This is a genomic window from Brevundimonas sp. AVps31 (assembly GCF_058681355.1).
In genome coordinates this window covers 1480265-1502695 of record NZ_CM178736.1, presented here as the reverse complement: position 1 = coordinate 1502695, position 22431 = coordinate 1480265, and the positions used below count along the sequence as shown (strand labels likewise).

At 69.2% G+C, this 22431-nt stretch carries 23 protein-coding genes; 16 read left to right on the top strand and 7 right to left on the bottom strand.

Annotated features, from left to right (window positions below; translation table 11 throughout):
* Positions 1–8: 8 nt before the first annotated feature.
* The 4 genes from phyK to ACW174_RS07155 all read left to right on the top strand — a co-directional run bounded on the left by phyK (position 9) and on the right by ACW174_RS07155 (position 5249).
* The gene (gene phyK, locus ACW174_RS07170; RefSeq protein WP_492016960.1) at positions 9–1745 is read left to right on the top strand and encodes a sensor histidine kinase PhyK; all 1737 of its coding nucleotides are present in this window, start codon (positions 9–11) and stop codon (positions 1743–1745) included.
* 38 nt (positions 1746–1783) lie between these two features.
* Positions 1784–1921 carry an entericidin EcnA/B family protein gene (locus ACW174_RS07165; RefSeq protein WP_376859470.1) on the top strand — a complete coding sequence of 46 codons (138 nt, stop codon included), beginning with the start codon at positions 1784–1786 and terminating at the stop codon, positions 1919–1921.
* A 178-nt stretch (positions 1922–2099) separates the two neighbouring features.
* A complete protein-coding gene (locus tag ACW174_RS07160; protein ID WP_492016959.1) occupies positions 2100–3758 on the top strand; it encodes an MFS transporter in 1659 nt (552 codons plus the stop codon).
* A 39-nt stretch (positions 3759–3797) separates the two neighbouring features.
* Positions 3798–5249, top strand: a complete 1452-nt coding sequence (locus ACW174_RS07155) for an NAD-dependent succinate-semialdehyde dehydrogenase (RefSeq protein WP_492016958.1) — start codon at positions 3798–3800, stop codon at positions 5247–5249.
* Between the two features lie 163 nt (positions 5250–5412).
* On the opposite strand, the gene ACW174_RS07150 is transcribed toward ACW174_RS07155, so the two are convergent.
* Complete coding sequence (locus ACW174_RS07150; RefSeq protein ID WP_492016957.1) at positions 5413–5820, bottom strand: hypothetical protein; 408 nt, start codon at positions 5818–5820, stop codon at positions 5413–5415.
* A gap of 168 nt (positions 5821–5988) precedes the next feature.
* Positions 5989–6465 carry an Lrp/AsnC family transcriptional regulator gene (locus tag ACW174_RS07145; RefSeq protein ID WP_492016956.1) on the bottom strand — a complete coding sequence of 159 codons (477 nt, stop codon included), beginning with the start codon at positions 6463–6465 and terminating at the stop codon, positions 5989–5991.
* Positions 6466–6611: 146 nt separating this feature from the next.
* On the opposite strand from ACW174_RS07145, the gene ald reads away from it, so the two are divergent.
* Entirely contained in the window at positions 6612–7727 is a 1116-nt protein-coding gene (gene ald, locus ACW174_RS07140; protein WP_492016955.1) for an alanine dehydrogenase, read from the top strand.
* Between the two features lie 161 nt (positions 7728–7888).
* Positions 7889–8908 carry an alpha/beta hydrolase gene (locus ACW174_RS07135; RefSeq protein WP_492016954.1) on the top strand — a complete coding sequence of 340 codons (1020 nt, stop codon included), beginning with the start codon at positions 7889–7891 and terminating at the stop codon, positions 8906–8908.
* A 12-nt stretch (positions 8909–8920) separates the two neighbouring features.
* On the opposite strand, the gene ACW174_RS07130 is transcribed toward ACW174_RS07135, so the two are convergent.
* Entirely contained in the window at positions 8921–9670 is a 750-nt protein-coding gene (locus ACW174_RS07130) for a hypothetical protein (protein ID WP_492016953.1), read from the bottom strand.
* Between the two features lie 357 nt (positions 9671–10027).
* Between ACW174_RS07130 and obgE the strand changes: the two genes are divergently transcribed.
* The 10 genes from obgE to ACW174_RS07080 all read left to right on the top strand — a co-directional run bounded on the left by obgE (position 10028) and on the right by ACW174_RS07080 (position 18803).
* Positions 10028–11089: a GTPase ObgE gene (gene obgE, locus ACW174_RS07125; RefSeq protein WP_492016952.1), complete on the top strand. Its 1062-nt coding sequence runs from the start codon at positions 10028–10030 to the stop codon at positions 11087–11089.
* Between the two features lie 61 nt (positions 11090–11150).
* Positions 11151–12146 carry a DUF6624 domain-containing protein gene (locus tag ACW174_RS07120; protein WP_492016951.1) on the top strand — a complete coding sequence of 332 codons (996 nt, stop codon included), beginning with the start codon at positions 11151–11153 and terminating at the stop codon, positions 12144–12146.
* 50 nt (positions 12147–12196) lie between these two features.
* A complete protein-coding gene (locus ACW174_RS07115) occupies positions 12197–12382 on the top strand; it encodes a hypothetical protein (RefSeq protein WP_492016950.1) in 186 nt (61 codons plus the stop codon).
* 149 nt (positions 12383–12531) lie between these two features.
* Entirely contained in the window at positions 12532–13119 is a 588-nt protein-coding gene (locus ACW174_RS07110; protein WP_492017249.1) for a nicotinate-nucleotide adenylyltransferase, read from the top strand.
* 117 nt (positions 13120–13236) lie between these two features.
* Positions 13237–13641, top strand: coding sequence for a ribosome silencing factor (gene rsfS, locus ACW174_RS07105; protein ID WP_492016949.1), 405 nt, complete (start codon positions 13237–13239; stop codon positions 13639–13641).
* A gap of 15 nt (positions 13642–13656) precedes the next feature.
* Positions 13657–14121 carry a 23S rRNA (pseudouridine(1915)-N(3))-methyltransferase RlmH gene (gene rlmH, locus ACW174_RS07100; protein WP_492016948.1) on the top strand — a complete coding sequence of 155 codons (465 nt, stop codon included), beginning with the start codon at positions 13657–13659 and terminating at the stop codon, positions 14119–14121.
* Positions 14122–15195: a murein hydrolase activator EnvC family protein gene (locus ACW174_RS07095; protein WP_492016947.1), complete on the top strand. Its 1074-nt coding sequence runs from the start codon at positions 14122–14124 to the stop codon at positions 15193–15195.
* Between the two features lie 361 nt (positions 15196–15556).
* A complete protein-coding gene (locus ACW174_RS07090) occupies positions 15557–16927 on the top strand; it encodes a S41 family peptidase (RefSeq protein ID WP_492016946.1) in 1371 nt (456 codons plus the stop codon).
* A 111-nt stretch (positions 16928–17038) separates the two neighbouring features.
* A complete protein-coding gene (locus ACW174_RS07085; protein ID WP_492016945.1) occupies positions 17039–18226 on the top strand; it encodes a divergent polysaccharide deacetylase family protein in 1188 nt (395 codons plus the stop codon).
* Between the two features lie 103 nt (positions 18227–18329).
* Positions 18330–18803: an RNA pyrophosphohydrolase gene (locus tag ACW174_RS07080; RefSeq protein WP_492016944.1), complete on the top strand. Its 474-nt coding sequence runs from the start codon at positions 18330–18332 to the stop codon at positions 18801–18803.
* Positions 18804–18980: 177 nt separating this feature from the next.
* Here ACW174_RS07080 and ACW174_RS07075 read toward each other — a convergent pair whose 3' ends face one another.
* From ACW174_RS07075 to ACW174_RS07060, 4 genes are all read right to left on the bottom strand, one after another.
* The gene (locus ACW174_RS07075) at positions 18981–19310 is read right to left on the bottom strand and encodes a DMT family transporter (RefSeq protein WP_492016943.1); all 330 of its coding nucleotides are present in this window, start codon (positions 19308–19310) and stop codon (positions 18981–18983) included.
* 358 nt (positions 19311–19668) lie between these two features.
* On the bottom strand, positions 19669–19938 hold the full coding sequence (locus ACW174_RS07070; RefSeq protein WP_492016942.1) for an ATP synthase F1 subunit epsilon: 270 nt from the start codon (positions 19936–19938) through the stop codon (positions 19669–19671).
* 2 nt (positions 19939–19940) lie between these two features.
* Positions 19941–21494 (bottom strand): F0F1 ATP synthase subunit beta, encoded by a 1554-nt coding sequence (atpD, locus tag ACW174_RS07065; RefSeq protein WP_492016941.1) that lies wholly within the window; start codon positions 21492–21494, stop codon positions 19941–19943.
* Positions 21495–21537: 43 nt separating this feature from the next.
* Complete coding sequence (locus ACW174_RS07060) at positions 21538–22416, bottom strand: F0F1 ATP synthase subunit gamma (RefSeq protein ID WP_492016940.1); 879 nt, start codon at positions 22414–22416, stop codon at positions 21538–21540.
* Positions 22417–22431 lie beyond the last annotated feature (15 nt).

The following is a 22431-nucleotide window of genomic DNA, read 5'->3' as shown; positions in this document are numbered from 1 at the left end:
GACGGGGATTGGCCCAGCCGAAATTCCAAGGCATCCGGTTCCGGCTGGGCGTCGCCCTGGCGCTCGCCCTGTTGCCGATCCTGCTGCTGGGCGCCTTCCAGGCGCAGCAGCAGTTCCGCGACCAGGACATAGAGCGGCGGCAGGACCTGCAACTGGCCGCGGAGCGCACCGCCGCCAGCGCCAAGGCGCGGCTCGATTCCACCAGCGTCCTGCTTCAGGCCCTGCGGCCCGAAGCGCTGGAAATCTTCTGCGAGCCCCGACTGACGGCGCTCGTCGATCGACTGGACGACCTCGACGGACTGGCGCGTCTGACGTCCACGGGTCAGACGACCTGCGCCTCCCAGGCCCTCGGCGCCGCGCCGCCGCCCTGGCTGATGGACGCCCGCCGCAGCGCCTGGTTCCAGCGCCTGCGCTCGGGTGAGAGCACCGTGCTGGCCCGGGCCCCCGCTGTCCCGGGGCGCGCGCCCGGACTGATCGTCGCCCTGCGCCTTGAGCGTCCCATGGGCGCATTTGACGGGGCCATGATCGCCGTCATCCCGCTGGCCTCACTCCAGCCTGACGTCGCCGACGCCGCCTTGCCCGAAGGGTCCGAGGCGGCCCTGACCGATGCGCAGGGGCGGATCCTGACCGCAAGCGATCCCGACGTCTTCATGCTCGAAGGCGAGCCCAAGCTGGCCGGCTGGGTCGATCGGGCGCGTGAAAGCGGGTCTTCCATCTTCGAAGCCGACTCCGACGGCCGTCACCGGGTCTTCGCCGGCGCGGCGCTGGCCGGGCGGGATGTCTACGCCCTGCTGTCAGCCCCCTCTCCCGGCCTGCTGTCCTGGGCGCGACTGAACCCGGTCGGCCTGCTGGCGATGCCGCTGGCGGCCTGGCTGGCGGCCTTTGTTTCGGTGATGCTGTTCAGCGAACGGATCGTCGTCCGCTGGCTGAACTATCTGGAGCGGGTCGCCGCCATCTATGCGCGCGGTCGCTTCTCCGTTCGTCCCGTTCAGGCGATCAATGCGCCGTCCGAAATCCGGGTGCTGGCCAGGACGCTGGACGAACTGGCCGAGACCATCACCACCCGCGACGCCGCCCTGCTGGCCTCCGTCGAGGAGAAGGACGCGCTGATGCGCGAGATCCACCACCGGGTGAAGAACAACCTGCAGATCATCTCATCCCTGCTGTCGATGCAGCAGCGGGCGCTGACGGACGAACAGGCCAAGGCGGCGGTGGGCGATACCCGTCAGCGGATCTCGGCCCTGGCCCTGATCTACCGCACCCTCTACCAGAGCGACGACCTGCGCTATGCGGACGCCCGCATCTTCCTGACCGAACTGGTCGGCCAGCTGATCGCCAGCGAAAGCGGGCGTGGACATCTGGTGACCTCTTCGGTGGAGGCGGACTCGCTGGTGGTCGATCCCGACAAGCTGGCGCCGCTGGCCCTGTGGCTGGTCGAGGCGGTGACGAATGCCCAGAAGCACGCCTTCGCCGGACGCGGCGGCGACCTGAAGGTTCGCTTCCGGGTGCAGGGTGAGCGCAGCGTGCTGGAAGTGCAGGACAATGGGCCCGGCGTCAGCGAGACCGAACGCGCCGGCGTCGGCCGAACCCTGATGGGCGCCTTCGCCAAGCAGCTGCGCGGAGAGGTCGAAATGGTCCCGGCGGAGGGCGGCGGAACCGTCGCCCGCATGACCTTCGCGACGCCGGAAGCAATTGTGCCGACAGACCCGACGGATCTGGGAACCGTAGCGGCGCCGCGCCGTTGATACGGCAGACGCCTCCCCTGGCTTTTGGAGTTCACCCGATGCGCAAGATTTTCATCCTGGTCGCCGCCGCCGCCGCCCTGACCACCGCCGCCTGCAACACCGTGTCGGGCGTGGGCCGTGACGCCTCCGCCGCCGGCAACGCCGTGACCGGCGCCGCGGAAGAAGCCAAGAACTAAATCTGATTTCCAGTTCCCGTTTGCGGTTCCCCCGACACGCAGACGGTTGAAAGAGGCCCGCCGGTTCCCCCACCGGCGGGCCTTCGCTTTTTCAGCGCCCGGTTGACGCTTGCGCCCGGCGCGAGGCCCGTTCAGCATCGGCCCTGAAGCGTCCGCAGATGGCGCGGGGAGGTTCTGAATGACGGTAGCGACTGAGGGGCCGAAGGGCCCGGGCCTGAAGACGGTGGTCGGAGCCTCGGCGGCCGGCACGGCCTTCGAATGGTACGACTTCTTTGTCTTCGGCTCTCTGGCGACGTTGATCGCCAAGCATTTCTTCGCCGATGCCGGCGAGACCGTCAGCTACATCATGGCCCTGCTGACCTTCGGGCTGGGGTTTGTCGTCCGGCCGCTGGGCGCGCTGGTGTTCGGCTGGTTCGGCGACAAGACCGGGCGCAAGACGACCTTCCTCGTGACCATCACCATGATGGGTCTGGCGACGGTGGCCATCGGTCTGTTGCCGGACTTCGGGACCATCGGCATCGCGGCGCCCATCCTGCTGCTGATCATGCGGATGCTGCAGGGGTTCGCCCTGGGCGGCGAGTACGGCGGGGCGGCCATCTATGTCGCGGAGCACGCGCCGATCAAAAAGCGCGGCCTGCTGACCGGCTGGATCCAGACGACGGCGGCCATGGGCCTGATCGGTGCGCTGGCGGTCATCCTGATCACCCGCGCCATCGTCGGGACGGCGGCGTTCGACGAGTGGGGCTGGCGCATCCCCTTCCTGCTGTCGGCCCTGCTGCTGGCGGTGTCGCTGTGGATCCGGCTGAAGCTGAACGAGAGCCCGGCCTATCAGCGGATGGAGGAGGAGGCCGGCGAGAACCGCGCGCCCTTCCGGGAGTCTTTCCTCGAATGGAAGAACGCCCGCTTCGTCCTGATCGCCCTGTTCGGCATCATGATCGCCCAGGGCGCGGTCTGGTACTGCGGGTATTTCTACACCCGGTTCTTCATGGAGAAGGTGCTTAAGGTCGATACCAATACGGTGGATCAGCTGGTGCTGCTGGTCACCGTCGCCTCGGCCTTCCTCTACATCTTCTTCGGCTGGCTGTCGGACCGGATCGGGCGCAAGCCGGTGATGCTGTTCGGGATGATCCTGGCGCTGGTCGCCTTCTTCCCGGGCTTCCATGCCCTGACGCGAGCCGCAAACCCGGCGCTGGCCGAGGCGCAGGCCACCAGTCCGGTGACGGTCGTGGCCGATCCGGCCGACTGTCACCTGCTGTTCGATCCCATCGGCAGGGCGGTCTTCACCAGCTCGTGCGACATCGCCCGGATCGCCCTGTCCAACGCGGGGGTCCCCTATGAGACGGTGGATGCGGCGGCGGGCGCGGCGACCGTGATCCGCGTCGGCGGGGCCGAGGTGGCGTCCGCCAACGGCGCCGGTCTCGACGCCACCGCCCTGAAGGCCACCCGCACCGAGGTCGAGACCCGCGCCCGCGCGGCCCTGACCGCCGCCGGCTATCCGGCGAAGGCGGACCCCGCCCGGATCAACATGCCGCTGACCTGGGCCATCCTGATGATCTTCATGGTCGCGGCCTGCGCCCTGTACGGCCCGCAGGCGGCGGCGCTGGTCGAGCTGTTCCCGACGCGGGTGCGCTATACGGCGATGAGCCTGCCGTACAATATCGGCACGGGCTGGGTCGGGGGCCTGCTGCCCGCCGCCAGCTTTGCTCTGGTGGCGGCGTCCGGGAATATCTATTTCGGCCTCTGGTATTCGGTCGCCTTCACGGTCGTGGCCGTCATCGTCAGCCTGATCTGGCTGCCGGAGACCAAGGGTCGCGACCTGGACACGATCGGCGACTGACGCGTTCCTGACGTTCCTCCCCCGAACCGGACGAAGACCATGACCCCATCTCCCCGCGACGCCGGTCTGGCGCTGCTTCGTGAACACGCCTTTATCGCGGGCGAGGCCGTGACCGGGTCCGCCCGGATCGCGGTCGATGATCCCGCCACCGGCGAGGTCATCGGCCACATCCCCGATCTGGGCGTCGCCGAGACCGAACGGGCGATCGCGGCGGCGGTCGAGGCCTTCCCCGACTGGTCGCGGTCTGATCCCCACAAGCGCGCCGCCTTCCTGCGCGAATGGGCGCGACTGATCGACGAGAACACCGAGGGCCTGGGCGCCCTGATGGCGCTGGAAAACGGCAAGCCGTTTGAAGAGGCCAAGGGCGAGGTCGTCTATGCCAATGGTTTTATCAAATGGTTCGCGGGACAGGCGGAGCGGCTGATCGGCGAGACGCAGGACAGCCCGCTGGGCCACGTCATCCTGACCTTCCGCGAGGCGGTGGGGCCCTGCGCCCTGATCACCCCGTGGAACTTCCCGGCGGCCATGCTGACGCGCAAGCTGGGACCGGCCTTCGCGGCGGGCTGCACCGCCGTGGTCAAGCCGGCCAGCCAGACGCCGTTCACCGCCCTGGCCTTGGCCGAACTGGCCTATGCGGCGGGCCTGCCCAAGGGCGCGCTGAGCGTGATCACCGGGGATGCGGCGACCATCGGCGGCGCGCTGACCGCGTCGCCCGAGATCCGCAAGCTGAGCTTCACCGGCTCGACCCCGGTGGGGCGAAAGCTGGCCGAGCAGTGCGCCCCGACCCTGAAGCGGGTGTCGATGGAGCTGGGCGGGGCCGCCCCGCTGATCGTCTTCGCCGACGCGGATCTGGACCTGGCCGTGGCCGAGACGATCAAGGGCAAGTTCCGCAACTCGGGCCAGACCTGCGTCTGCCCGAACCGGGTCTATGTCGAGGCGTCGGTGGCCGAGGACTATGCGAACCGGCTGGCCGCCGAGGTGGCGAAGGTCCCGGTGGGACCGGCCTTCGAACCCGGCGTCAAGGTCGGGCCGCTGATCGAAGACAAGGCCATCACCAAGGTCGAGGACCATCTGAAGAAGGTGCAGGCCGCGGGCGGCCGGGTGCTGACCGGCGGGGCACGGCATGCGCTGGGCGGGCGGTTCTTCCAGCCGACCGTGACCCTGGGCGGCGACGACAAACTATTCCGCGAGGAGGAGACCTTCGGCCCGCTGATCCCGGTCTTCCCGTTCGAGAGCGAGGCCGAGGTTCTGGGCAAGGCCAATGACAGCGAGTTCGGCCTGGCGTCCTATGTCTTCACCCGCGATCTGGACCGGGCGTTCCGGATCGGGCGGGGGATCGAGGCGGGGATGTGCGGGGTCAATACCGGCCTGATCTCGACCGCCGTGGCGGCCTTCGGGGGGGTCAAATCCTCGGGCTACGGCAAGGAGGGGTCGGTCCACGGGATCGACGAGTATGTGGACATCAAGGCCGTGACCCTGGCGCTGAAATAGGGGTCCGGCGGGGGCCTGTCGGCGGCCGCCTGTTACTACTGCTGCTACCAGCCCAAAAAATTTTCGGAGCGGAAATAAAGACTCCAACTCCCGTTCCGGGCCGGCATCGGCGGCGCGTCCGGGGGCAACCGTGGAGGTGGGGAAGGCGGGGCGGGATGCAAGGTCAGACCTTGGTCAGCCCTGCCTTGAACGCCGTGACCTCGGGGTCGGTCCAGAAGCGGCCTTCCCACCAGAACCGGGTCAGCGGTTCGTGGTTCAGCCGGACCCAATCCATCACCCGGGGCGCCACCCTGGCGAGGTCCCGATCCGGAAGGGAATTGCCGAGAACACGAGGGTCGGAAGCGATGGCGACCGAGAAGCTGTCCTGCCCCGGCCCGGTCTTCAGATAATATTTCACGCGAGGCCCGTGCGACCCCATCTGCGTCGAGATGAAGATGATGCCGGGCACGCCGGTCTGATCTTCAGACAGGTTCGCCATCTCGAACGTATCCTCGTCATCGAGCGCGCCGACTTCCTCATCAAGGGTCGGCTCACGATCAATCCAGACGGCGATGTTCTCTTGCATGGTCACGGCGTGGATAAAGCTCCCGGACGGGCAGCAAAGTCAAATATTCCGGGTTGTGTAAATCGTGCCGGCCGCGCCTGAACCCAACCAAGGGCGGGCGTGGCATCCATTTTTTCTATCTCAGGTTATATGGACACATGAGGGGTATAAGGCCGACAGTCCCGCTCCCGCCGATTACACCGGCAGCGCCCCCCGCTTGACCACCGTGCGCATCGCCACGCTGGACGACACCCGGGTGACGCCGGGAATGCGGGTCAGTTCGCGGGAGTGGACGCGTTCGAGGTCGTCGACGTCGCGCACGACGAGGCGCAGCAGATAGTCCGAGCCGCCGGTCATCAGATAGCATTCCACCACCTCGGGCACGGTGGCGATGGCGGTCTCGAAGGCGGTCAGGGAGGCCTCGGCCTGGGAGGACAGGGTCACCGTCACGAAGACGCTGATCGGCAGGCCGACGGCGCGTTCGTTGACGATGGCGGCGTAGCGGCTGATCACCCCCTCGCTCTCCAGCGCGCGCAGGCGGCGCAGGCAGGCGCTTTCGGACAGGTTCACCGTGCGGGCCAGATCGGCGTTGGTCATGCGCCCGTCGCCCTGCAGGGCGCGAAGCATCTTCCGGTCGGTCTCGTCAAGGGTGACGGCGGAAACGGTCTTCATTGACGGCCTCGTTCGCAGATTCTGCGACTGTACGGCGTTCAGTCAGCGAAAAGAACAGGAACCTGCGCGCGGACCGCCGCTAGATTGCGCGCGAAGCGCGGCCGCCACAGAGTGGCCCGTACCCGGTTCAGGCAAGGAAACTCCCCATGCGCGTCGGCGTCCCCAAGGAAATCAAGAAGAACGAGCACCGCATCGGCCTGACGCCGACCGCCGTGCGTGAATATGTGGCCCACGGCCATGAGGTCTCGATCGAGACGGGCGCCGGTCTGGGCGCGGGCTTCACCGACGCCGACTACGTCAAGGCGGGCGCCAAGATCGTGGCCGACGCGAAGACCATCTTCGCCGGCAACGACATGATCGTGAAGGTGAAGGAGCCGCAGAAGGTCGAGTGGGAGATGCTCCGCGAAGACCAGATCCTGTTCACCTACCTGCACCTGGCCCCCGATCCCGAGCAGACCAAGGGCCTGATCGCGTCGAAATGCGCCGCCGTGGCCTATGAGACCGTGACGAACGCGCAAGGCGGCCTGCCGCTGCTGGCGCCGATGTCGGAAGTCGCCGGCCGGATCGCGGTCTTCTCGGCCGCCGAGACCCTGCTGAAGCACAACGGCGGCATGGGCCTGCTGTTCTGCGGCGTTCCGGGCGTGGCCCCGGCGCGGGTGCTGGTTCTGGGCGGCGGCGTCGTCGGCCTGAACGCGGCCCGCATGGCCATGGGTCTGGGCGCGGAAGTGGTCGTGCTGGAACGCTCGATCCCGCGCATGGCCTATATCGATGAGGTGACGCAGGGCCGGGTCATCACCCGCTACTCCGCCATCGGCGCGATCGAGGAAGAACTGGTCAAGGCCGACGTCATCATCGGCGCGGTTCTGGTCCCCGGCGCCGAGGCGCCCAAGCTGATCAAGAAAGAGCATCTGAAGTCGATGAAGCCCGGCTCGGTGCTGGTCGACGTCGCCATCGATCAGGGTGGCTGTTTCGAGACCAGCCACGCCACGACCCACGAAGACCCCACCTATGTGATCGACGGCGTGGTCCACTATTGCGTCGCCAACATGCCGGGCGCCGCCCCGCGCACCTCGTCGGAAGCCCTGAACAACGCCACCCTGCCCTTCGGCCTGGCGCTGGCGGATCACGGTCTGGACGCGCTGAAGACCAACCCGCACCTGGCGCGCGGCCTGAACGTGCTGAAGGGCGAGCTGACCTATCCGGCCGTGGCCGAGGCGCTGGATATGCCGTGGAGCGATCCGTACGGCGTTTGGGCCAAGTAAGGGCGCAAGCCGGACTGACATGAGCGGGCGGGATCGGCGACGGTCCCGCCCGTTTTCGTTCGGCGCCCCGATCATGAAATTATCTCGGGGCAGGCCGGAGTTCTCATCCTTTGTGAGACGTCCGCCGCCATGGCTAGCTGCCCGGCACTGGGGAGGCGCCGATGTCCGGACCGAGAGTGATGCTGATCGTCGCCCTGACGCTGGCGGGCGCTGTCGGTGTGATCGCCTGCACGGAAAGAGCCGCGCCCGAGTCGGTTCAGGCGGTCCCGGCCCACGGCGCCGAGCCTGAAATCGGGACCCGTGTCGGCGTCTGGCGGCAGCCCGACGGCCTGATCCAGTCACCCATCTGGCCCGGCGTCGCGCCGGACCAGGCGGGCATCGTCCAGCCCCCGGAAAGCATCCTGACGAAACCGACCCCCGAGGCCATCGACGGCGACACCTCGCAGGCGGCGTTCGACGTCTCGGTCCCGACCATGACGGTCTTCCCGCCCAAGGGCCGCAACACCGGCGCCGCCATCGTCGTGTTTCCCGGCGGCGGCTTCAAGATCGTCGCCCTGACCATCGAGGGTACGGAAATCTGCGACTGGATCACCTCGAAGGGGATCACCTGCATCCTGTCGAAGTACCGGGTGCCGGGCACCAACCACCATTGGGACAATGACTGCCGCTGCGCCATCACGCCGGAGGTCCCGCGCGCCCTGCAGGACGCCCAGCGCACCATCCGCCTCGTCCGGGCCCGGGCCGCCGAACTTGAGATCGATCCCGACAGGATCGGGGTGATGGGCTTTTCGGCCGGCGGCTATCTGGTCGCCCAGACCAGCACGATCTTCGAGCCGACCTACAGGCCCGTGGACGCCAGCGACCGGGTCAGCAGCCGTCCCGACTTCGCCATCGCCTTCTTCCCCGGCCACATCTGCCGCCGGGGCGGAACGATGGACCCCGGCCTGCACGTCACCGGACGGACGCCGCCGACCTTCCTGCTGCAGGCCTGGGACGATCCGGTGGACGACATCTGCAACAGCACCCTGTACGCCCGCGCTCTGGACGCCGCCCGGGTTCCGTCCGAGGTGCATCTGTTCGCGAAAGGCGGTCACGCCTTCGGCCTGAGGCGCAACGAAAGCCCGGACACGGTGTGGCCCGGACTGGTCGAGACCTGGCTGAGGGGGATCGGCATCCTGTGAGCCCCGATGGCGTCAGACCAGCAGCGACACCAGTCCGCCGCCCATGTCGCCGGTCGCCTGACCGATCTGGCGGTCCATCTCCGCGACCGACCTGTCGAGGTCCTGCGCCTCCTGCGGCGACAGGGCGTCGTCGTCGCCAGCCCTGGCCTTCTCCGTCGCGGCGCGGACGAGGGCCTTCAGTTCGGCGGCCATCTTGCGCACATCGGCCATGAACTCGCGGTCGGCGCGTTGCTCGCCGCTGCGGCGGCTGAGGTCGGCGGCCTGGGCCTGCTGTTCGTCGAGGACAGACTGATAGGGGTTGGCGGACTTGCCGGAGTCCTCGGTTGTCCCGGCGGCCTTGTCGGCAGTCGGGTCGGTCGGCGCCGGTTCCGCCGTCGCGACGGCCGCATCGCCCGTCTCCGTCGTCGCGGCGTCCGCACCGGAGGGCGCAGGGACGGCGACGCCGGCCGCCCCGCCGCCCCCGGTTCCGCCCGCGGCCGCATAGGCCTTCACCGCCGCGCCCAGTTCGCGCGCCAGCTGGGCCGCCAGACGGGCCGTGCCCTCGGGGTCCATACTGGCCATCGACCGCAGCATCTGCAGCCGGGCCTTCAGCTGTTCGATCTTCTGGCGGGCCTCGGCCTTGCGCTCTTCCGACGCCTGGCTGGTGCGGCCCTTCAGGGTCTCCACGGCCGCCTTGGAGTCCCGCAGCCGCGCCTCGGCCGCCGCCGACGCCCGCTGCTCGCGCGCGCCGTCCGCCGCCTTGAGCGGGGACAGCAGGTTCAACAGGCTCTCGGACGAGATTTTCACAGGACCGGAGGGTGGGCTGAGCCGCTGAATCCGGCAAGGGCGGCGAGTCTGCGCTTATGTCCGCAAGCAATCTGGCGACAAGTGATGAGTGGATAGTGGTCAGTGTATGGCCGCGTCACCGACGGCTCTCGTTCGGGCCAGATCGTGGCGACATCGAACCACTGACCACTACCCACTCATCACTTGCCCGCGCAGACGTTCAGACGGGTGCGACCCCCGCCCGGGCCATCCGCGACACCCCGGCCTGTAAATCGCCGCTCTCTTCGGGTATAGGCACGGCGCTCCAGCAGCGAGCGACCGCGTCGCGCGCGGTAGCGCCAAAGAAATCCCGCGATGAAGTTCCTCGACCAGGCCAAGATCTATATTCGCAGCGGCAACGGCGGCGGCGGCTCCGTGTCGTTCCGGCGCGAGAAATTCATCCCGAACGGGGGACCGGACGGCGGCGACGGCGGCCATGGCGGCAACGTCTGGATCACGGCCATGGATGGCCTGAACACCCTGATCGACTTCCGCTACCAGCAGCATTTCAAGGCCCAGACCGGCCACCACGGCCAGGGTCGCCAGATGCATGGCGGCAAGGGCGAGGACGTGGTGCTGAAGGTCCCGGTCGGCACCCAGGTGCTGGACGAGGACAAGGAAACCGTCCTGCTGGACATGGATGTGGCGGGCAAGACCGAGATGCTGCTGAAGGGCGGCAACGGCGGCTGGGGCAATACCCGGTTCAAGGGGCCGACCAATCAGGCCCCGACCTACGCCAACCCGGGTCAGGAAGGTCAGGAGCGCTGGGTCTGGCTGCGCCTGAAGCTGATCGCCGACATCGGTCTGGCGGGTCTGCCCAACGCGGGCAAGTCGACCTTCCTGTCGGCGGCGAGCGCGGCCAAGCCCAAGATCGCCGACTATCCCTTCACCACCCTGGCCCCCAATCTGGGCATGGTCGACCTGAGCCCGACCGAGCGGTTCGTGATCGCGGACATCCCCGGCCTGATCGAGGGCGCCTCGGAAGGCGCGGGTCTGGGCACCCGCTTCCTGGGCCACGTGGAACGCTCGGCCTCGCTGATCCACCTGATCGACGGGACGCAGGACGATGTGGTCGAGGCCTATCGCATCATCCGCGGCGAGCTGGACGCCTATGGCGAAGGGCTGGCGGACAAGACCGAACTGCTGGCGCTGAACAAGATCGACGCCCTGTCGCCGGAAGAGCGCGAGGAGAAGGCCGCCGCCCTGCAGGCCGCCGCGGGCAAGCCGCCCTATCTGGTGTCGGGCGTGTCCGGCGAGGGCGTGACCGAACTGCTGCGCGCCGCCTGGATCGAGGTCCGCAAGACGCGCGGCGAGCTGACCCGTGTCGATGACAATGACGAGGGCGTGGTCGAGACGCCCGGCGGCTGGGCGCCCTAGGCCCCGCCCTGATTATGCCTTGAAGCGCGGCTGTTCTTCCCGGTGAACGGGAGGGCTTCCAATGTTTCGCTTCGCCATGCTGACGGCCGTGACGGCCGCCGCCCTGATGACGGCCGGGTTCCAGAGCGCGCCGCCGCCGCAGCTGACGCCGACTCTCGCCGCCTTGGCCGAGGACGCCGGGGCGGCGCGGGCCTTCGACTATATGGCGCTGAAGGCCGAGGGCGTGGACGTCAAGGCGATGTCCGACGCCGTCTATCGACGGACGGTGGTGGCGGACAGTGATCCGCGCTGCCTGACCGAGGCGGAGGCCGAGGTGCAGATGGGGCTGGCGGCCGCAGCCGAGGCGGCGGACCGGGCGGCCTTTGACGACGACCGCGCGGCGGCGGCCGACGCCTGGGCCAAATGGACCCTGTTCGCCGAAGGGCTGGAGCACGGTCAGGTGGCGACCGAGGAACCGTTCAAATGGGTGTCGGACCGCTATGCCCAGCTGGAAAGTGAAACCAGCCCGAGGGCGCGCGAACTGCTGCGCCGCACCGCGCGGGACCAGTTGTATCGCCATAGCTGGTCGGCCGGCGATCAGGTGTGGGGCGAGCTGAGCCCCGGCGCCAAGGGACGGGTGCTGACGGCCGTGACCCGGGCCACCTGCCTGACCGACGGCGACAACACCGCTTGGCTGAAGGCCGATGTGGCGGCCAACGGCTGGTTCACGATCTCGGCGACCGGGGCGCGGGCGTCCAGCTCGGCCTGGCTGATGGCCCAGCACGCGGATCGCGACCGGGACTTCCAGCGCCATGTGCTGACCCTGATGGAGCCGCTGGTGGCGCAGGGCGAGGTGTCGCGCGCCAACTACGCCTATCTGTGGGACCGGATCGCGGTCAGCGAGAAGCGGCCCCAGCGCTACGGCACCCAGGGCCGCTGCACCGCGCCCGGCAAGTGGGAGCCGGACGAGATCGAGGACCGCAGCCGGATCGAGGCGCTGCGCGAAGAGGCCGAGATCGGCAGTCTGGCGGAGTACGAGGCGCACATGCAGCCGCACTGCGCCGGCTACACCGGCTGACGGAACGGACCCTGACGCCACCGCTTTCCTTCCGACACAGGGAGAGCGACATGGCCGATCCGAAACAGACCGAGGGCCGCAAGGCCAATGGCGCCATGCCCGGCGGCAAGCCGGACCAGACGACCTCGAGCGCCGATGTGAAACGCACCGGCGAGGCCTCGACGACGAAAGCCGGGCCGGACGGGCCGGACGCCGCCGAGGTCGGAGACACCTTCAAACGCTCACCGCACGGATGAAGCGCGACAGCCGGGTTCCGGCGTGTTAGGGCGCGGGTGAGCATAAGTCGCGCGAGCCCGCCTTGTCCTTCTTCCACGCCGGTCCCGCGCCGCAGAAACCCGGCCCTCGCCGGGGCGCGCTGCGTGACGGTCTGGACCTCAGCCCCGGCATGTCGGTCGGGCTGTTCGGCGGCTCGTTCAATCCCGCCCATGACGGACACGCCCATGTGGCCGAGACCGCCCTGCGGCGGCTGGGGCTGGATCGCGTGGTCTGGCTGGTGTCGCCGCAGAACCCGCTGAAGGACAGTCGCGAGAGCGCGCCGCTGGCCGAGCGGATGGCGTCGGCCGCCGAGGCCGCGAGGCTGGCGGCGAGCGGTCCGTCCATGATCATCTCCGACGTCGAGACCCGGATGGGCACGCAGTGGACGGTCGACACCCTGAGGGCGCTGGTGGCCCGGCATCCGGGAGTGAATTTCGTCTGGCTGATGGGGTCGGACAATCTGGCCAGCTTCCACCGGTGGCGCGGCTGGACCGACATCATGCGGCTGATGCCGATGGCGGTGATCGCCCGGCCCGGCTCCCTGCTGGACAGCCGCACGGCCCCCGCCGCCAGCCGTTTCGCCGACGCCCGGGTGGCGGCGGAGAAGGCCCGGCTCTTGGCGTCCATGCCCGCTCCGGCCTGGACCTATCTGACCGCGCCGCTCAATCCGAGATCGTCCACGGCCCTGCGCGCGGCGGCGAAGAGCCGGGGCGGGTGACGGCGGGCGGGGTCTGTGCTAGACTGCCGCTTTAGTAACCACCCCCGGAGCCCTCCGCTGACCCCCTCTACCGCGTATGACGCGCACGACGACGCCGTCTCCAACACGGCGCACGAGATGGACGAGATCGAACCCATCCACTCGGAAGACGGTCAACAGGCTCCCCTTCCCGTCGGGCTGACCGACCTCGAGAACGCCATCCTCGGCAAGCTTGACGACGACAAGGCGCAGGACATCGTCCTGATCGACCTGCGGGGGAAAAGCCCCATGTCGGACGCCATGATCATCGCCTCGGGCCGCTCGCACCGCCACGTCGGCGCGCTGGCGGATCACCTGCAGCGGCTGATGAAGGAAAAGGGTCTGGGCAAGGTCAAGGTTTCGGGCCTGCCGCACTGCGACTGGGTGCTGCTGGACGGCGGCGACGTCATCGTCCACCTGTTCCGCCCGGAAGTGCGCACCTTCTACAACATCGAGAAGATCTGGTCGGTCGACAGCGGCCACCGCGTCGACAGTCGCGCCTGATCCACTGATCCGACCATGAAGCTGGGCGTCATCGCGATCGGCAAGCCGGGGCGCGGGCCCGAAGCCGTGCTCGCGGAAGACTACGCCCAGCGCGCGACCCTGGCGGGACGGGCGCTGGGGCTGGGTCCGCTGGAGCTGATCGATCTGGAGCCCCGCAAGCCGGGCAAGGCGCCGGAGGCCGAGCTGATCCTCAAGGCCTGCGAGGGCGCGCACCTGATCGCGTGCGACGAGCGGGGCAAGACCTTCTCCAGCCGCGCCTTCGCCGACCATATCGCCCTGCTGCGCGACCGCGGCGAGCGGCGGCTGGTGTTCGCCATCGGCGGGGCGGACGGGCTGGATGCGAGCGTGCGCGACGCGGCGGCCTCGACCCTCGCCTTCGGGCCGCAGACCTGGCCCCACGCCCTGGCGCGGGCGATGCTGGCGGAACAGCTGTATCGCGCCGTGACCATCCTGGCCGGATCGCCCTACCACAGGGATTAGATGCGTCCCCTCCTGCCCCTCCTGCTGGTCGGCCTGATCGCCCTGCCCGTCGCGGCCGCCGCGCCGCAGGAGCCGGGCGAGGTCGCGCGCCTGCAGGCGGAGTTCCGCGACGAGCAGGCGCGGGCGCGACGGCTGCGCACCGAGGCGGACGAGGCCGCGGCCGAGATCGCCGGACTGGAACGCCAGCTGAACCGCCTGACCGCCGCCGTGAGCGCCGACGACCGGCTGATCACCGCCCAGCGGACGCGGCTGCGCGAACTGGGTCAGCGCGAGGCCGCGCTGGCGGCGAAGCTGTCGGCGGCGCGCGGACGGCAGTCCCGGCTGCTGTCGGCCCTGCAGATGATGAGCCGCAAGCCGCCGCCCCCCCTGCTGGTCCCGTCGGACAAGGCGGTGGACGCGGTGCGGGCCTCGATCCTGATGCGCGCCATCGCCCCGGACCTGCAACGCCGGGCGAAGGCGCTGGCCGATGAGCAGTCGGAGCTGACGCGGGTGCGGCGGCTGGCGGCGCTGAACAGCGAGCAGCTGTTCACCAGCGAGAGCGCGCGGGGCGACCGGCGCGGCGAGATGGAGGCCCTGTCGGCCCGCAAGGCGGCGCTGCAGTCCGTGCTGCGTTCGGAAGCGGCCCAGGCCGAGCGCGCCAGCCGCGCCCTGGAGGCCCGGCTGCGGGCGCTGGGGGCCGCGACCCCGGCGGCGGAGGCCGATGCGCCGACGACCGTGGCCCGCCTGCCTGCCGGGCGCAGCCGCCTGACCGCGCCGGTCGAGGGGGCGCCCTCGGCCCGGTACGGACGCGGGGCGAACGGCTGGCGCTGGCGGGCGGACCGGCAGGCGGCGCGGGCGCCGGCGGCCGGGCGGGTCGCCTTCGCCGGGCCTCTGTCGGGCTGGGGTCAGGTGGTGATCGTCGATCTGGGCCCCGGCTGGCGCGCGGTCATCGCCGGGCTGGACGAGGTCTCGGTCGAAAGCGGCGCCCGGGTCGCCGACGGCCAGACCCTGGGCCGGACCGGCGAGGACGGCGAGGTCTGGTTTGAGCTCCGTCGCGACGAACGCGCGATCGATCCGGCGCCGTGGCTGAATTGAGGGGGCGGGGCTGTATTGGCGGGGGTGGCAGGCCGGCGCCGCTGGTGCGGGGGAAGTGGCGAGTGGCGAGTGGCTAGTGGCTGGCCACCAGCCTGCGACCGCGCGATCAGCGCCGCCCTTCCGCAACCGCCGGGCCCCGCGCACGCTAAGCACTGGCCACTCACTACTTTCCGGGCCCGGTGTATGGGGCCTGGCCGCCACTTCTTCGAGCCCACAGCCCTTTCCCCGCGAATCCGCTTCCCAACCGGCGATGACGCTGATTTTATCCAGCGCTCGCGAGCGCGGCCACGATTTGGTCGCGCGCCCGCTCCTGACTACCGCCCCCACGACCGCCTCCCCGGTCCGCCGAGAATGAAGACGAATGCGTAAGCTGCTGATGACCGCCGCCGCCGCCGCCACCGTGGTCGGCCTGGGGGCCGCGACCGCCGCCGGTCAGACACCGCGCAACGAAGCCTTCCGCATGACCCAGCTGTTCGGCGACGTGCTGGGCATCGTCGAGTCCAACTATGTGGTGCCGGTCGACGACAAGAAGCTGATCGAGGCGGCCCTGCAGGGGATGATGACCGCGCTGGACCCGCACTCCAACTACCTGCCCAAGACGGCGTACGGCGAGCTGCGCGAGCGCACCGAGGGCCAGTATTCGGGCGTCGGCCTGACCATCTCGTCGGAAGGCGGGCTGGTGAAGATCATTTCGCCGATGGACGGCGGCCCGGCGGCCCGCGCGGGCGTCAACGCCGGCGACGTCATCTCGGCCATCGACGGCCAGAACGCCGCGGGCCTGACGGTCAGCCAGGTGTCGGAGAAGCTGCGCGGCGCGGTGGGCACCTCGATCAAGGTGACCTTCCTGCGCGACGGCGAGGAGCCGCGCGAGGTCACCCTGACCCGTGAAGTGATCCACATCGACTCGGTCACCGGCCGCGTCGAGGGCGAGTTCGGCTATCTCCGGATCTCGACCTTCAACATCAACACCGGTCGCGAACTGACCGACACCATCGCCCGCCTGAAGCGCGAGAACCCGGCGCTGAAGGGCTTTGTGCTGGACCTGCGCAACAATGGCGGGGGCGTGCTGGACGCGGCCATCGCGGTGTCGGACGCCTTCCTGGAGCGGGGCGAAATCGTCAGCCAGCGCGGGCGCGGGCCGGAACAGATCATGCGCTACGCCGCCGAACCGGGCGACCTGACCAACGGCCTGCCGCTGGTCGTTCTGGTCAACTACGGCTCGGCCTCCGCGTCGGAGATCGTGGCGGGGGCCCTGAAGGACCACCAGCGCGCGACGATCGTCGGCCTGACCAGCTTCGGCAAGGGGTCGGTGCAGACCGTCATCCCGATGCGCAATCCCGACGACGGCGCGGTCTCGATCACCACGGCGCGCTACTACACCCCCTCCGGCGCCTCGATCCAGAAACTGGGCATCGAGCCGGACCTGGAAGTCGCCCGCTCGTTCGCCGAGGCCCGCATCGTGTCGCGGTCCAGCTTCATCTATTCCGAGGCCGCCTACTCCACCGCGCTGGACGCCTCCATCGGTGCCGAGCGCAAGGGCGCCCATGTGCCGCACGAGGCGCCGGGCGAGGCCTATGACAAGGACAAGGACTATCAGCTGGAGCGCGCCTTCGACGTGCTGCGGGCCGGTGGCGACCTGACCCGTCTGGCGGCCGCGCCCGAAGGCATCGTCACCTCGGCGCCCGGCACGGTGCTGGCGGACACCGAAACGACGGAAACCCCGGACGAATAAGGGTCCGCATGGCTAACGCGCCGTTAGGATTTCTTAACCGGCGCCCGGCAATGTGAGCCTCGAAGGGGTCCGTGTTCGCGGCTCCCGCCCACCCGAGCGCGTCCGCTGTCCATGTTCGCCAAACGTCAATCCGCCCTGGCCGCCACTGCCGGAGCCCCGCCGGTGAAGGCGCCCCTGCGCGAGCGTCTCGCGCCGGTCGGACGGGTGCTGAAGAAGCCGCCGGTCGCGGTGGCGGGCGCGGGCCTGCTGCTGCTCGGCGCCGCCGCCCTGTTCATCACCGTGCTGGGCGACCCGCGCGCCGGGGCCCCCTCGGCCAGCGCGACCCTGCATCGGCAGCCCGCGGCCGGTCCCCAGGCCCCGTCGGGCATGGACGCCTTCTCCCTGAGCGGCGCCTATCAGGACCTGACCGGCGACGGCGCGCTGGACCCCGCGATGGGCGAGGCGATGATCACCCTGCCGGACGGCGCCACGGTGTCGGGCAACGGCGCGCCCGTGACGGCCCCGCGCATCGCCGCCCAGCCCCTGACCGCCGCCCCGATCGCCGGCCTGCACCAGCCGGGCCCGGACGGCGTCCTGCCGCGCATCGCCAGCGACGGCCGCGTCCCGGCCCAGGCCTATGCCCGTCCCTTCCGGGCGAACGGCAAGCCGCGCGTGTCGGTCGTCGTCGGCGGACTGGGCCTGAACGCCGTGACCACCCGCGCCGCCATCGAACGCCTGCCCCCGGAGGTGACGCTGAGCTTCGTCCCCTATGCCGAGGGTCTGCAGGGCTGGATCGATCTGGCCCGCGCCCAGGGGCATGAGGTCATGATCGAGATGCCGATGGAGCCGACCGGCTACCCGGCCAATGATCCGGGTCCCTACACCCTGCTGGCCGCCGCCGACGCCGCCGACATCACCGCCAAGATGAACTGGCTGCTGGGCCGGGCCACCGGCTATTTCGCGGTGACCAACTATCTGGGCGACCGCTTCCAGAGCTCCGAAGAGGGCATGAACGCCTTCATGGGCGTGCTGCGCGCGCGCGGCGTGGCCTTCATCGACGACGGCTCCATGAGCCGCAAACCCGGCGCCTGGGCCCGCGCCAGCGCCAACCGCGTGATCGACGAGGAACAGTCCCCCGCCGCCATCATCGGCCAGTTGAACGCGCTGGAAGCCCTCGCCAAGGCGCGCGGCTCGGCCCTGGGGTCCGGCTTCAGCTATCCCGTCACCGTCGAGGCCGTGGCCCGCTGGACCGCCGGACTGGACGCGCGCGGCCTGCAGCTGGCGCCGGCGTCGGCGATGACGCAGCGGCCGGGGCGCTGACGCGCAGGGATTAGGGACTGGGGATTAGGGATTGGACGTGAGATCGCCACGCTTCAGCCGAACCCTCTTCCGAATCCCCAATCCCTAGTCCCTAATCCCTGCCATGACCGACCTCTCCCAATACCGCCCGAATGTCGGCGTCGTGCTGTTCCATCCGGACGGGCGGGTCTGGTACGGGCGGCGCGCGGGGACGCCGGGGCCGCAGAACTGGCAGTTCCCGCAGGGCGGGGTGGACGACGGCGAGGACTATGAGACCGCCGCCCGCCGCGAACTGGCCGAGGAGACCGGCGTCACTTCCGCCGACCTGATCGGCGAGATCCAGCAGTGGGTCGCCTATGACTTCCCCGAGGGCTACGGCGGGTCGAAACAGGCGCGCGGCTGGAAGGGGCAGAAGCAGAAATGGTTCGCCTTCCGCTTCACCGGCGAGGAGTCCGAGATCGACCTCGAACAACACGACGAGATCGAGTTCGACGCCTGGCGCTGGGGAAGCCTGGACGAAGCCCCGGACCTGATCGTGCCGTTCAAGCGCGAGGCCTATGAGCGGGTGGTCTCGACGTTCAGTGCGCTGCTGATCTGAAGGATCGGGCTCGCTTGGCGGGCAGCGGGGGCGACCAGTGGTTAGTGGCTAGTGGCCAGTGGTTCGCAGCGTCACCGCTCGTTGTGGTCCTGCACCGCCGACGGCGGCATCGAACCACTAACCACTGACCACTAACCACTTTCAGCGCTCCGGCCCCTCCGGCCGAGCGCCTCGACCTCAGTGCGCCCCGCCGCCGGGGGCGAGGCGGAACAGGACAAGGCCGCTGACGACCAGCACCGCCGCCAGGATGCGCAGCGGATTGATCTGCTCGCCCAGCAGGACGACGCCGACGATGAAGGCGCCGACGGCGCCGATGCCGGTCCACATGACATAGGCCGTGCCCATGGGCAGGGTCTTCATCGAGAAGGACAGCAGGGCGAAGCTGACGCCCATGAAGCCGAGCGTGGCGACGCTGGGCCACAGGCGGGTGAAGCCGTGCGACTGCTTCATGAAATAGGCCCACACGATCTCGAGCAGGCCGGCGACGAAGAGAGATATCCAGGCCATCGGAATACGGCCCTCCTTGCAAAGGGCCGGGCCGTCCCGGACTTGGTCCCGGCCCGAGGGCGGGGAGCGAGGACGTGGCCTCGTCTTCCAGGGCTATCTAGGACGGCGGGCGCGGGGGTCAAGGGGGGCGGTGCGCGCTGCGGCGGGGCCGGTGGGTGTGAAGTGGTTAGTGGCTAGTGATTAGTGGTTCGCCCCGGAACGGGCGGTTGTCGTCCTGACGCGATGTCGGCGGCATCGAACCACTAATCACTAGTCACTAGCCACTCATCGCCACGCTGCCCGCCGCCCCGAGCACCGGCCAAGGAAAAGCCCCGGCCAGCGGGGCTGACCGGGGCTTTTCGGAACACAGACGCCGGTTTCAGGCGGCGGCGACTTCCGTGGCCTGTTCGGCCAGGATGGTCAGGCCGGCCGGGGTCACGTCGGCGAAACCGCCGTGCACCGCGAACTGGCGGCGCGACGACCCGTCGATGACCGTGACCACGCCTTCGCGCAGGGCGGTCATGAAGGGCGCGTGGTCGGCGAGGACGCCGAAGTCGCCCTCGACGCCCGGCGCGTCAACCTGGTCCACGAGGCCCGCGAAGACCTCGCGTTCCGGCGAAACGAGAGAGAAACTCAGCTTGCCGGCCATGATCAGGCTTCCGACGCCATCTTCTCGGCCTTGGCGACGGCCTCCTCGATCGAACCGACCATGTAGAAGGCGGCTTCCGGCAGGTGATCGTATTCACCGGCGACGATGCCCTTGAACGAGCGGATCGTGTCGGCCAGTTCGACGAACTTGCCCGGCGCGTTGGTGAACTGCTCGGCCACGAAGAAGGGCTGCGACAGGAAGCGGCTGATCTTGCGGGCGCGCGAGACGACCAGTTTGTCGTCTTCCGACAGCTCGTCCATGCCGAGGATGGCGATGATGTCCTTCAGCGCCTTGTACTGCTGCAGGACTTCCTGGACCGAACGGGCGACGCGGTAGTGCTCTTCGCCGATGATCAGGGGGTCCATGATCCGCGAGGTCGAGTCCAGCGGATCGACGGCCGGGAAGATGGCCTGGGCGGCGATGTCGCGCGACAGAACGGTGCGGGCGTCAAGGTGGGCGAACGAGGCGGCGGGGGCCGGGTCGGTCAGGTCGTCGGCGGGAACGTAGATGGCCTGGATCGAGGTGATCGAGCCCTTCTTGGTCGAGGTGATGCGTTCCTGCAGGTTGCCCATCTCGGTCGCCAGGGTCGGCTGATAGCCCACCGCCGACGGGATACGGCCCAGCAGGGCGGACATTTCCGAACCGGCTTGCGTGAAGCGGAAGATGTTGTCGACGAACAGCAGGACGTCCTTGCCCTCTTCGTCGCGGAAATACTCGGCCTGGGCCAGGCCGGTCAGGGCGACGCGGGCGCGGGCGCCGGGAGGCTCGTTCATCTGGCCGTAGACCAGGGCGCATTTGGAGCCCTCGGTCGAACCGCCGTTCTTGGCGGGGTCCACGTTCACGTTGGACTCGATCATCTCGTGATACAGGTCGTTGCCTTCACGGGTGCGTTCACCCACGCCGGCCAGAACCGAGTAACCGCCGTAGGCCTTGGCGATGTTGTTGATCAGTTCCTGCATGGTGACGGTCTTGCCGACGCCGGCGCCGCCGAACAGGCCGGTCTTGCCGCCCTTGGTGTAGGGGCACATCAGGTCGATGACCTTGATGCCCGTGACCAGGATTTCCGACGAGGTCGACTGCTCTTCGAACGACGGCGCCTCGCGGTGGATCGGGCGGTACATGGTGGTCTTGATCGGACCCTGCTCGTCGATCGGCGCGCCGACGACGTTCATGATGCGGCCGAGGGTGCCGGGGCCGACCGGGGCCATGATCGAGCTGCCGGTGTCGGTCACCGGCTGACCGCGGGTCAGGCCCTCGGTGGTGTCCATGGCGATGGTGCGGACCACGTTCTGGCCGAGGTGCTGGGCGACTTCCAGAACCAGGGTGAAGGGCTCGCCCGTCTTCTGGTCGGTGTTGCGCGTTTCCAGGGCCGAGAGGATGGCCGGCAGGTGGCCGTCGAACTCAACGTCGACGACGGCGCCGATGACCTGGGCGATACGGCCCGTGGCGACAGCGGCCGAAGCCTGCGGTGCGGCGGTCATCGTCGCGGCGGCCGGAGCCTTGGGGGCGGCGGGCTTCTTGGCGGCGGGTTTCTTCGGGGCGGCGGTGTCGGTCATCGGTTCGTTCCGTTCGGAAGGTCTTGTCTGTTCAGGTGTCGGATCAGAGCGCTTCAGCGCCGGCGATGATCTCGATCAGTTCGGTGGTGATCTGGGCCTGGCGCTTGCGGTTGTACTGCAGGGTCAGGCTGTTGATCAGGTCACCGGCGTTGCGGGTGGCGTTGTCCATGGCGCCCATCTGGGCCCCGAAGAAGCTGGCCTGGTTCTCGTACAGGGCGGCCAGCACCTGGGTCGTGATGTTGCGCGGCAGCAGCGTCTCGAGGATTTCCTCTTCCGACGGCTCATAGTCGTAGACGGCGCCGTTCAGGTCGATCGGGGCGGCGTCGCCGTCCACCACGGCCGGGATCAGCTGGCGCGGGGTCGGCACCTGGGCGATGACCGACTGGAAGCGGCTGTAGAACAGGGTCACGACGTCGGCGTTGCCGGCCTCGAACTCTTCCGCGATCAGGGCGGCGATCGGCTCGGCGGCGGCCATGCCGATGACCTTGTGCTCGCTGAGCTCGAAGGTGCGGATCAGCCGGTCGCCGTACAGGCGGGTCAGGCCGTCGCGAACCTTGCGGCCCACGGCGATGATGCGGACATCCTTGCCGTTGGCGATCAGGCTGTTGATCCGTTCCCGGGCGGCGCGGATGACGTTCGAGTTGAACCCGCCCGCCAGACCCTTGTCGCCGGTGGCGACCACGACCAGGTGCTTCTGGTCACGGCCCGTGCCAGCCAGCAGCTTGGGCGCGCTGTCGCCGGACACGCCGGCGGCCAGGTTGGCGATGACCGCGGCCATCTTCTTCGCATAGGGGCGAGCGCTTTCCGCCTGATCCTGGGCGCGCTTCAGCTTGGCCGCGGCGACCATGTTCAGGGCTTTCGTGATCTTCTGCGTGGACTTCACGCTGTCGATCCGATTGCGCATTTCCTTGAGGCTGGCCATCGGGCGCTACTCTTT

Excerpts from the sequence above, each read along its gene's own strand:
- obgE (WP_492016952.1), top strand. The coding sequence starts at position 10,028 with ATGAAGTTCCTCGACCAGGCCAAGATCTATATTCGCAGCGGCAACGGC.
- ACW174_RS07165 (WP_376859470.1), top strand. The coding sequence starts at position 1,784 with ATGCGCAAGATTTTCATCCTGGTCGCCGCCGCCGCCGCCCTGACCACC.
- ACW174_RS07145 (WP_492016956.1), bottom strand. The coding sequence starts at position 6,465 with ATGAAGACCGTTTCCGCCGTCACCCTTGACGAGACCGACCGGAAGATG.
- rlmH (WP_492016948.1), top strand. The coding sequence starts at position 13,657 with ATGAAGCTGGGCGTCATCGCGATCGGCAAGCCGGGGCGCGGGCCCGAA.
- ACW174_RS07075 (WP_492016943.1), bottom strand. The coding sequence starts at position 19,310 with ATGGCCTGGATATCTCTCTTCGTCGCCGGCCTGCTCGAGATCGTGTGG.
- ACW174_RS07090 (WP_492016946.1), top strand. The coding sequence starts at position 15,557 with ATGCGTAAGCTGCTGATGACCGCCGCCGCCGCCGCCACCGTGGTCGGC.
- ACW174_RS07095 (WP_492016947.1), top strand. The coding sequence starts at position 14,122 with ATGCGTCCCCTCCTGCCCCTCCTGCTGGTCGGCCTGATCGCCCTGCCC.
- ald (WP_492016955.1), top strand. The coding sequence starts at position 6,612 with ATGCGCGTCGGCGTCCCCAAGGAAATCAAGAAGAACGAGCACCGCATC.
- ACW174_RS07080 (WP_492016944.1), top strand. The coding sequence starts at position 18,330 with ATGACCGACCTCTCCCAATACCGCCCGAATGTCGGCGTCGTGCTGTTC.
- ACW174_RS07110 (WP_492017249.1), top strand. The coding sequence starts at position 12,532 with ATGTCGGTCGGGCTGTTCGGCGGCTCGTTCAATCCCGCCCATGACGGA.
- ACW174_RS07120 (WP_492016951.1), top strand. The coding sequence starts at position 11,151 with ATGTTTCGCTTCGCCATGCTGACGGCCGTGACGGCCGCCGCCCTGATG.
- ACW174_RS07135 (WP_492016954.1), top strand. The coding sequence starts at position 7,889 with ATGTCCGGACCGAGAGTGATGCTGATCGTCGCCCTGACGCTGGCGGGC.
- atpD (WP_492016941.1), bottom strand. The coding sequence starts at position 21,494 with ATGACCGACACCGCCGCCCCGAAGAAACCCGCCGCCAAGAAGCCCGCC.
- ACW174_RS07160 (WP_492016959.1), top strand. The coding sequence starts at position 2,100 with ATGACGGTAGCGACTGAGGGGCCGAAGGGCCCGGGCCTGAAGACGGTG.
- ACW174_RS07155 (WP_492016958.1), top strand. The coding sequence starts at position 3,798 with ATGACCCCATCTCCCCGCGACGCCGGTCTGGCGCTGCTTCGTGAACAC.
- rsfS (WP_492016949.1), top strand. The coding sequence starts at position 13,237 with ATGGACGAGATCGAACCCATCCACTCGGAAGACGGTCAACAGGCTCCC.
- ACW174_RS07085 (WP_492016945.1), top strand. The coding sequence starts at position 17,039 with ATGTTCGCCAAACGTCAATCCGCCCTGGCCGCCACTGCCGGAGCCCCG.
- ACW174_RS07070 (WP_492016942.1), bottom strand. The coding sequence starts at position 19,938 with ATGGCCGGCAAGCTGAGTTTCTCTCTCGTTTCGCCGGAACGCGAGGTC.
- ACW174_RS07115 (WP_492016950.1), top strand. The coding sequence starts at position 12,197 with ATGGCCGATCCGAAACAGACCGAGGGCCGCAAGGCCAATGGCGCCATG.
- ACW174_RS07060 (WP_492016940.1), bottom strand. The coding sequence starts at position 22,416 with ATGGCCAGCCTCAAGGAAATGCGCAATCGGATCGACAGCGTGAAGTCC.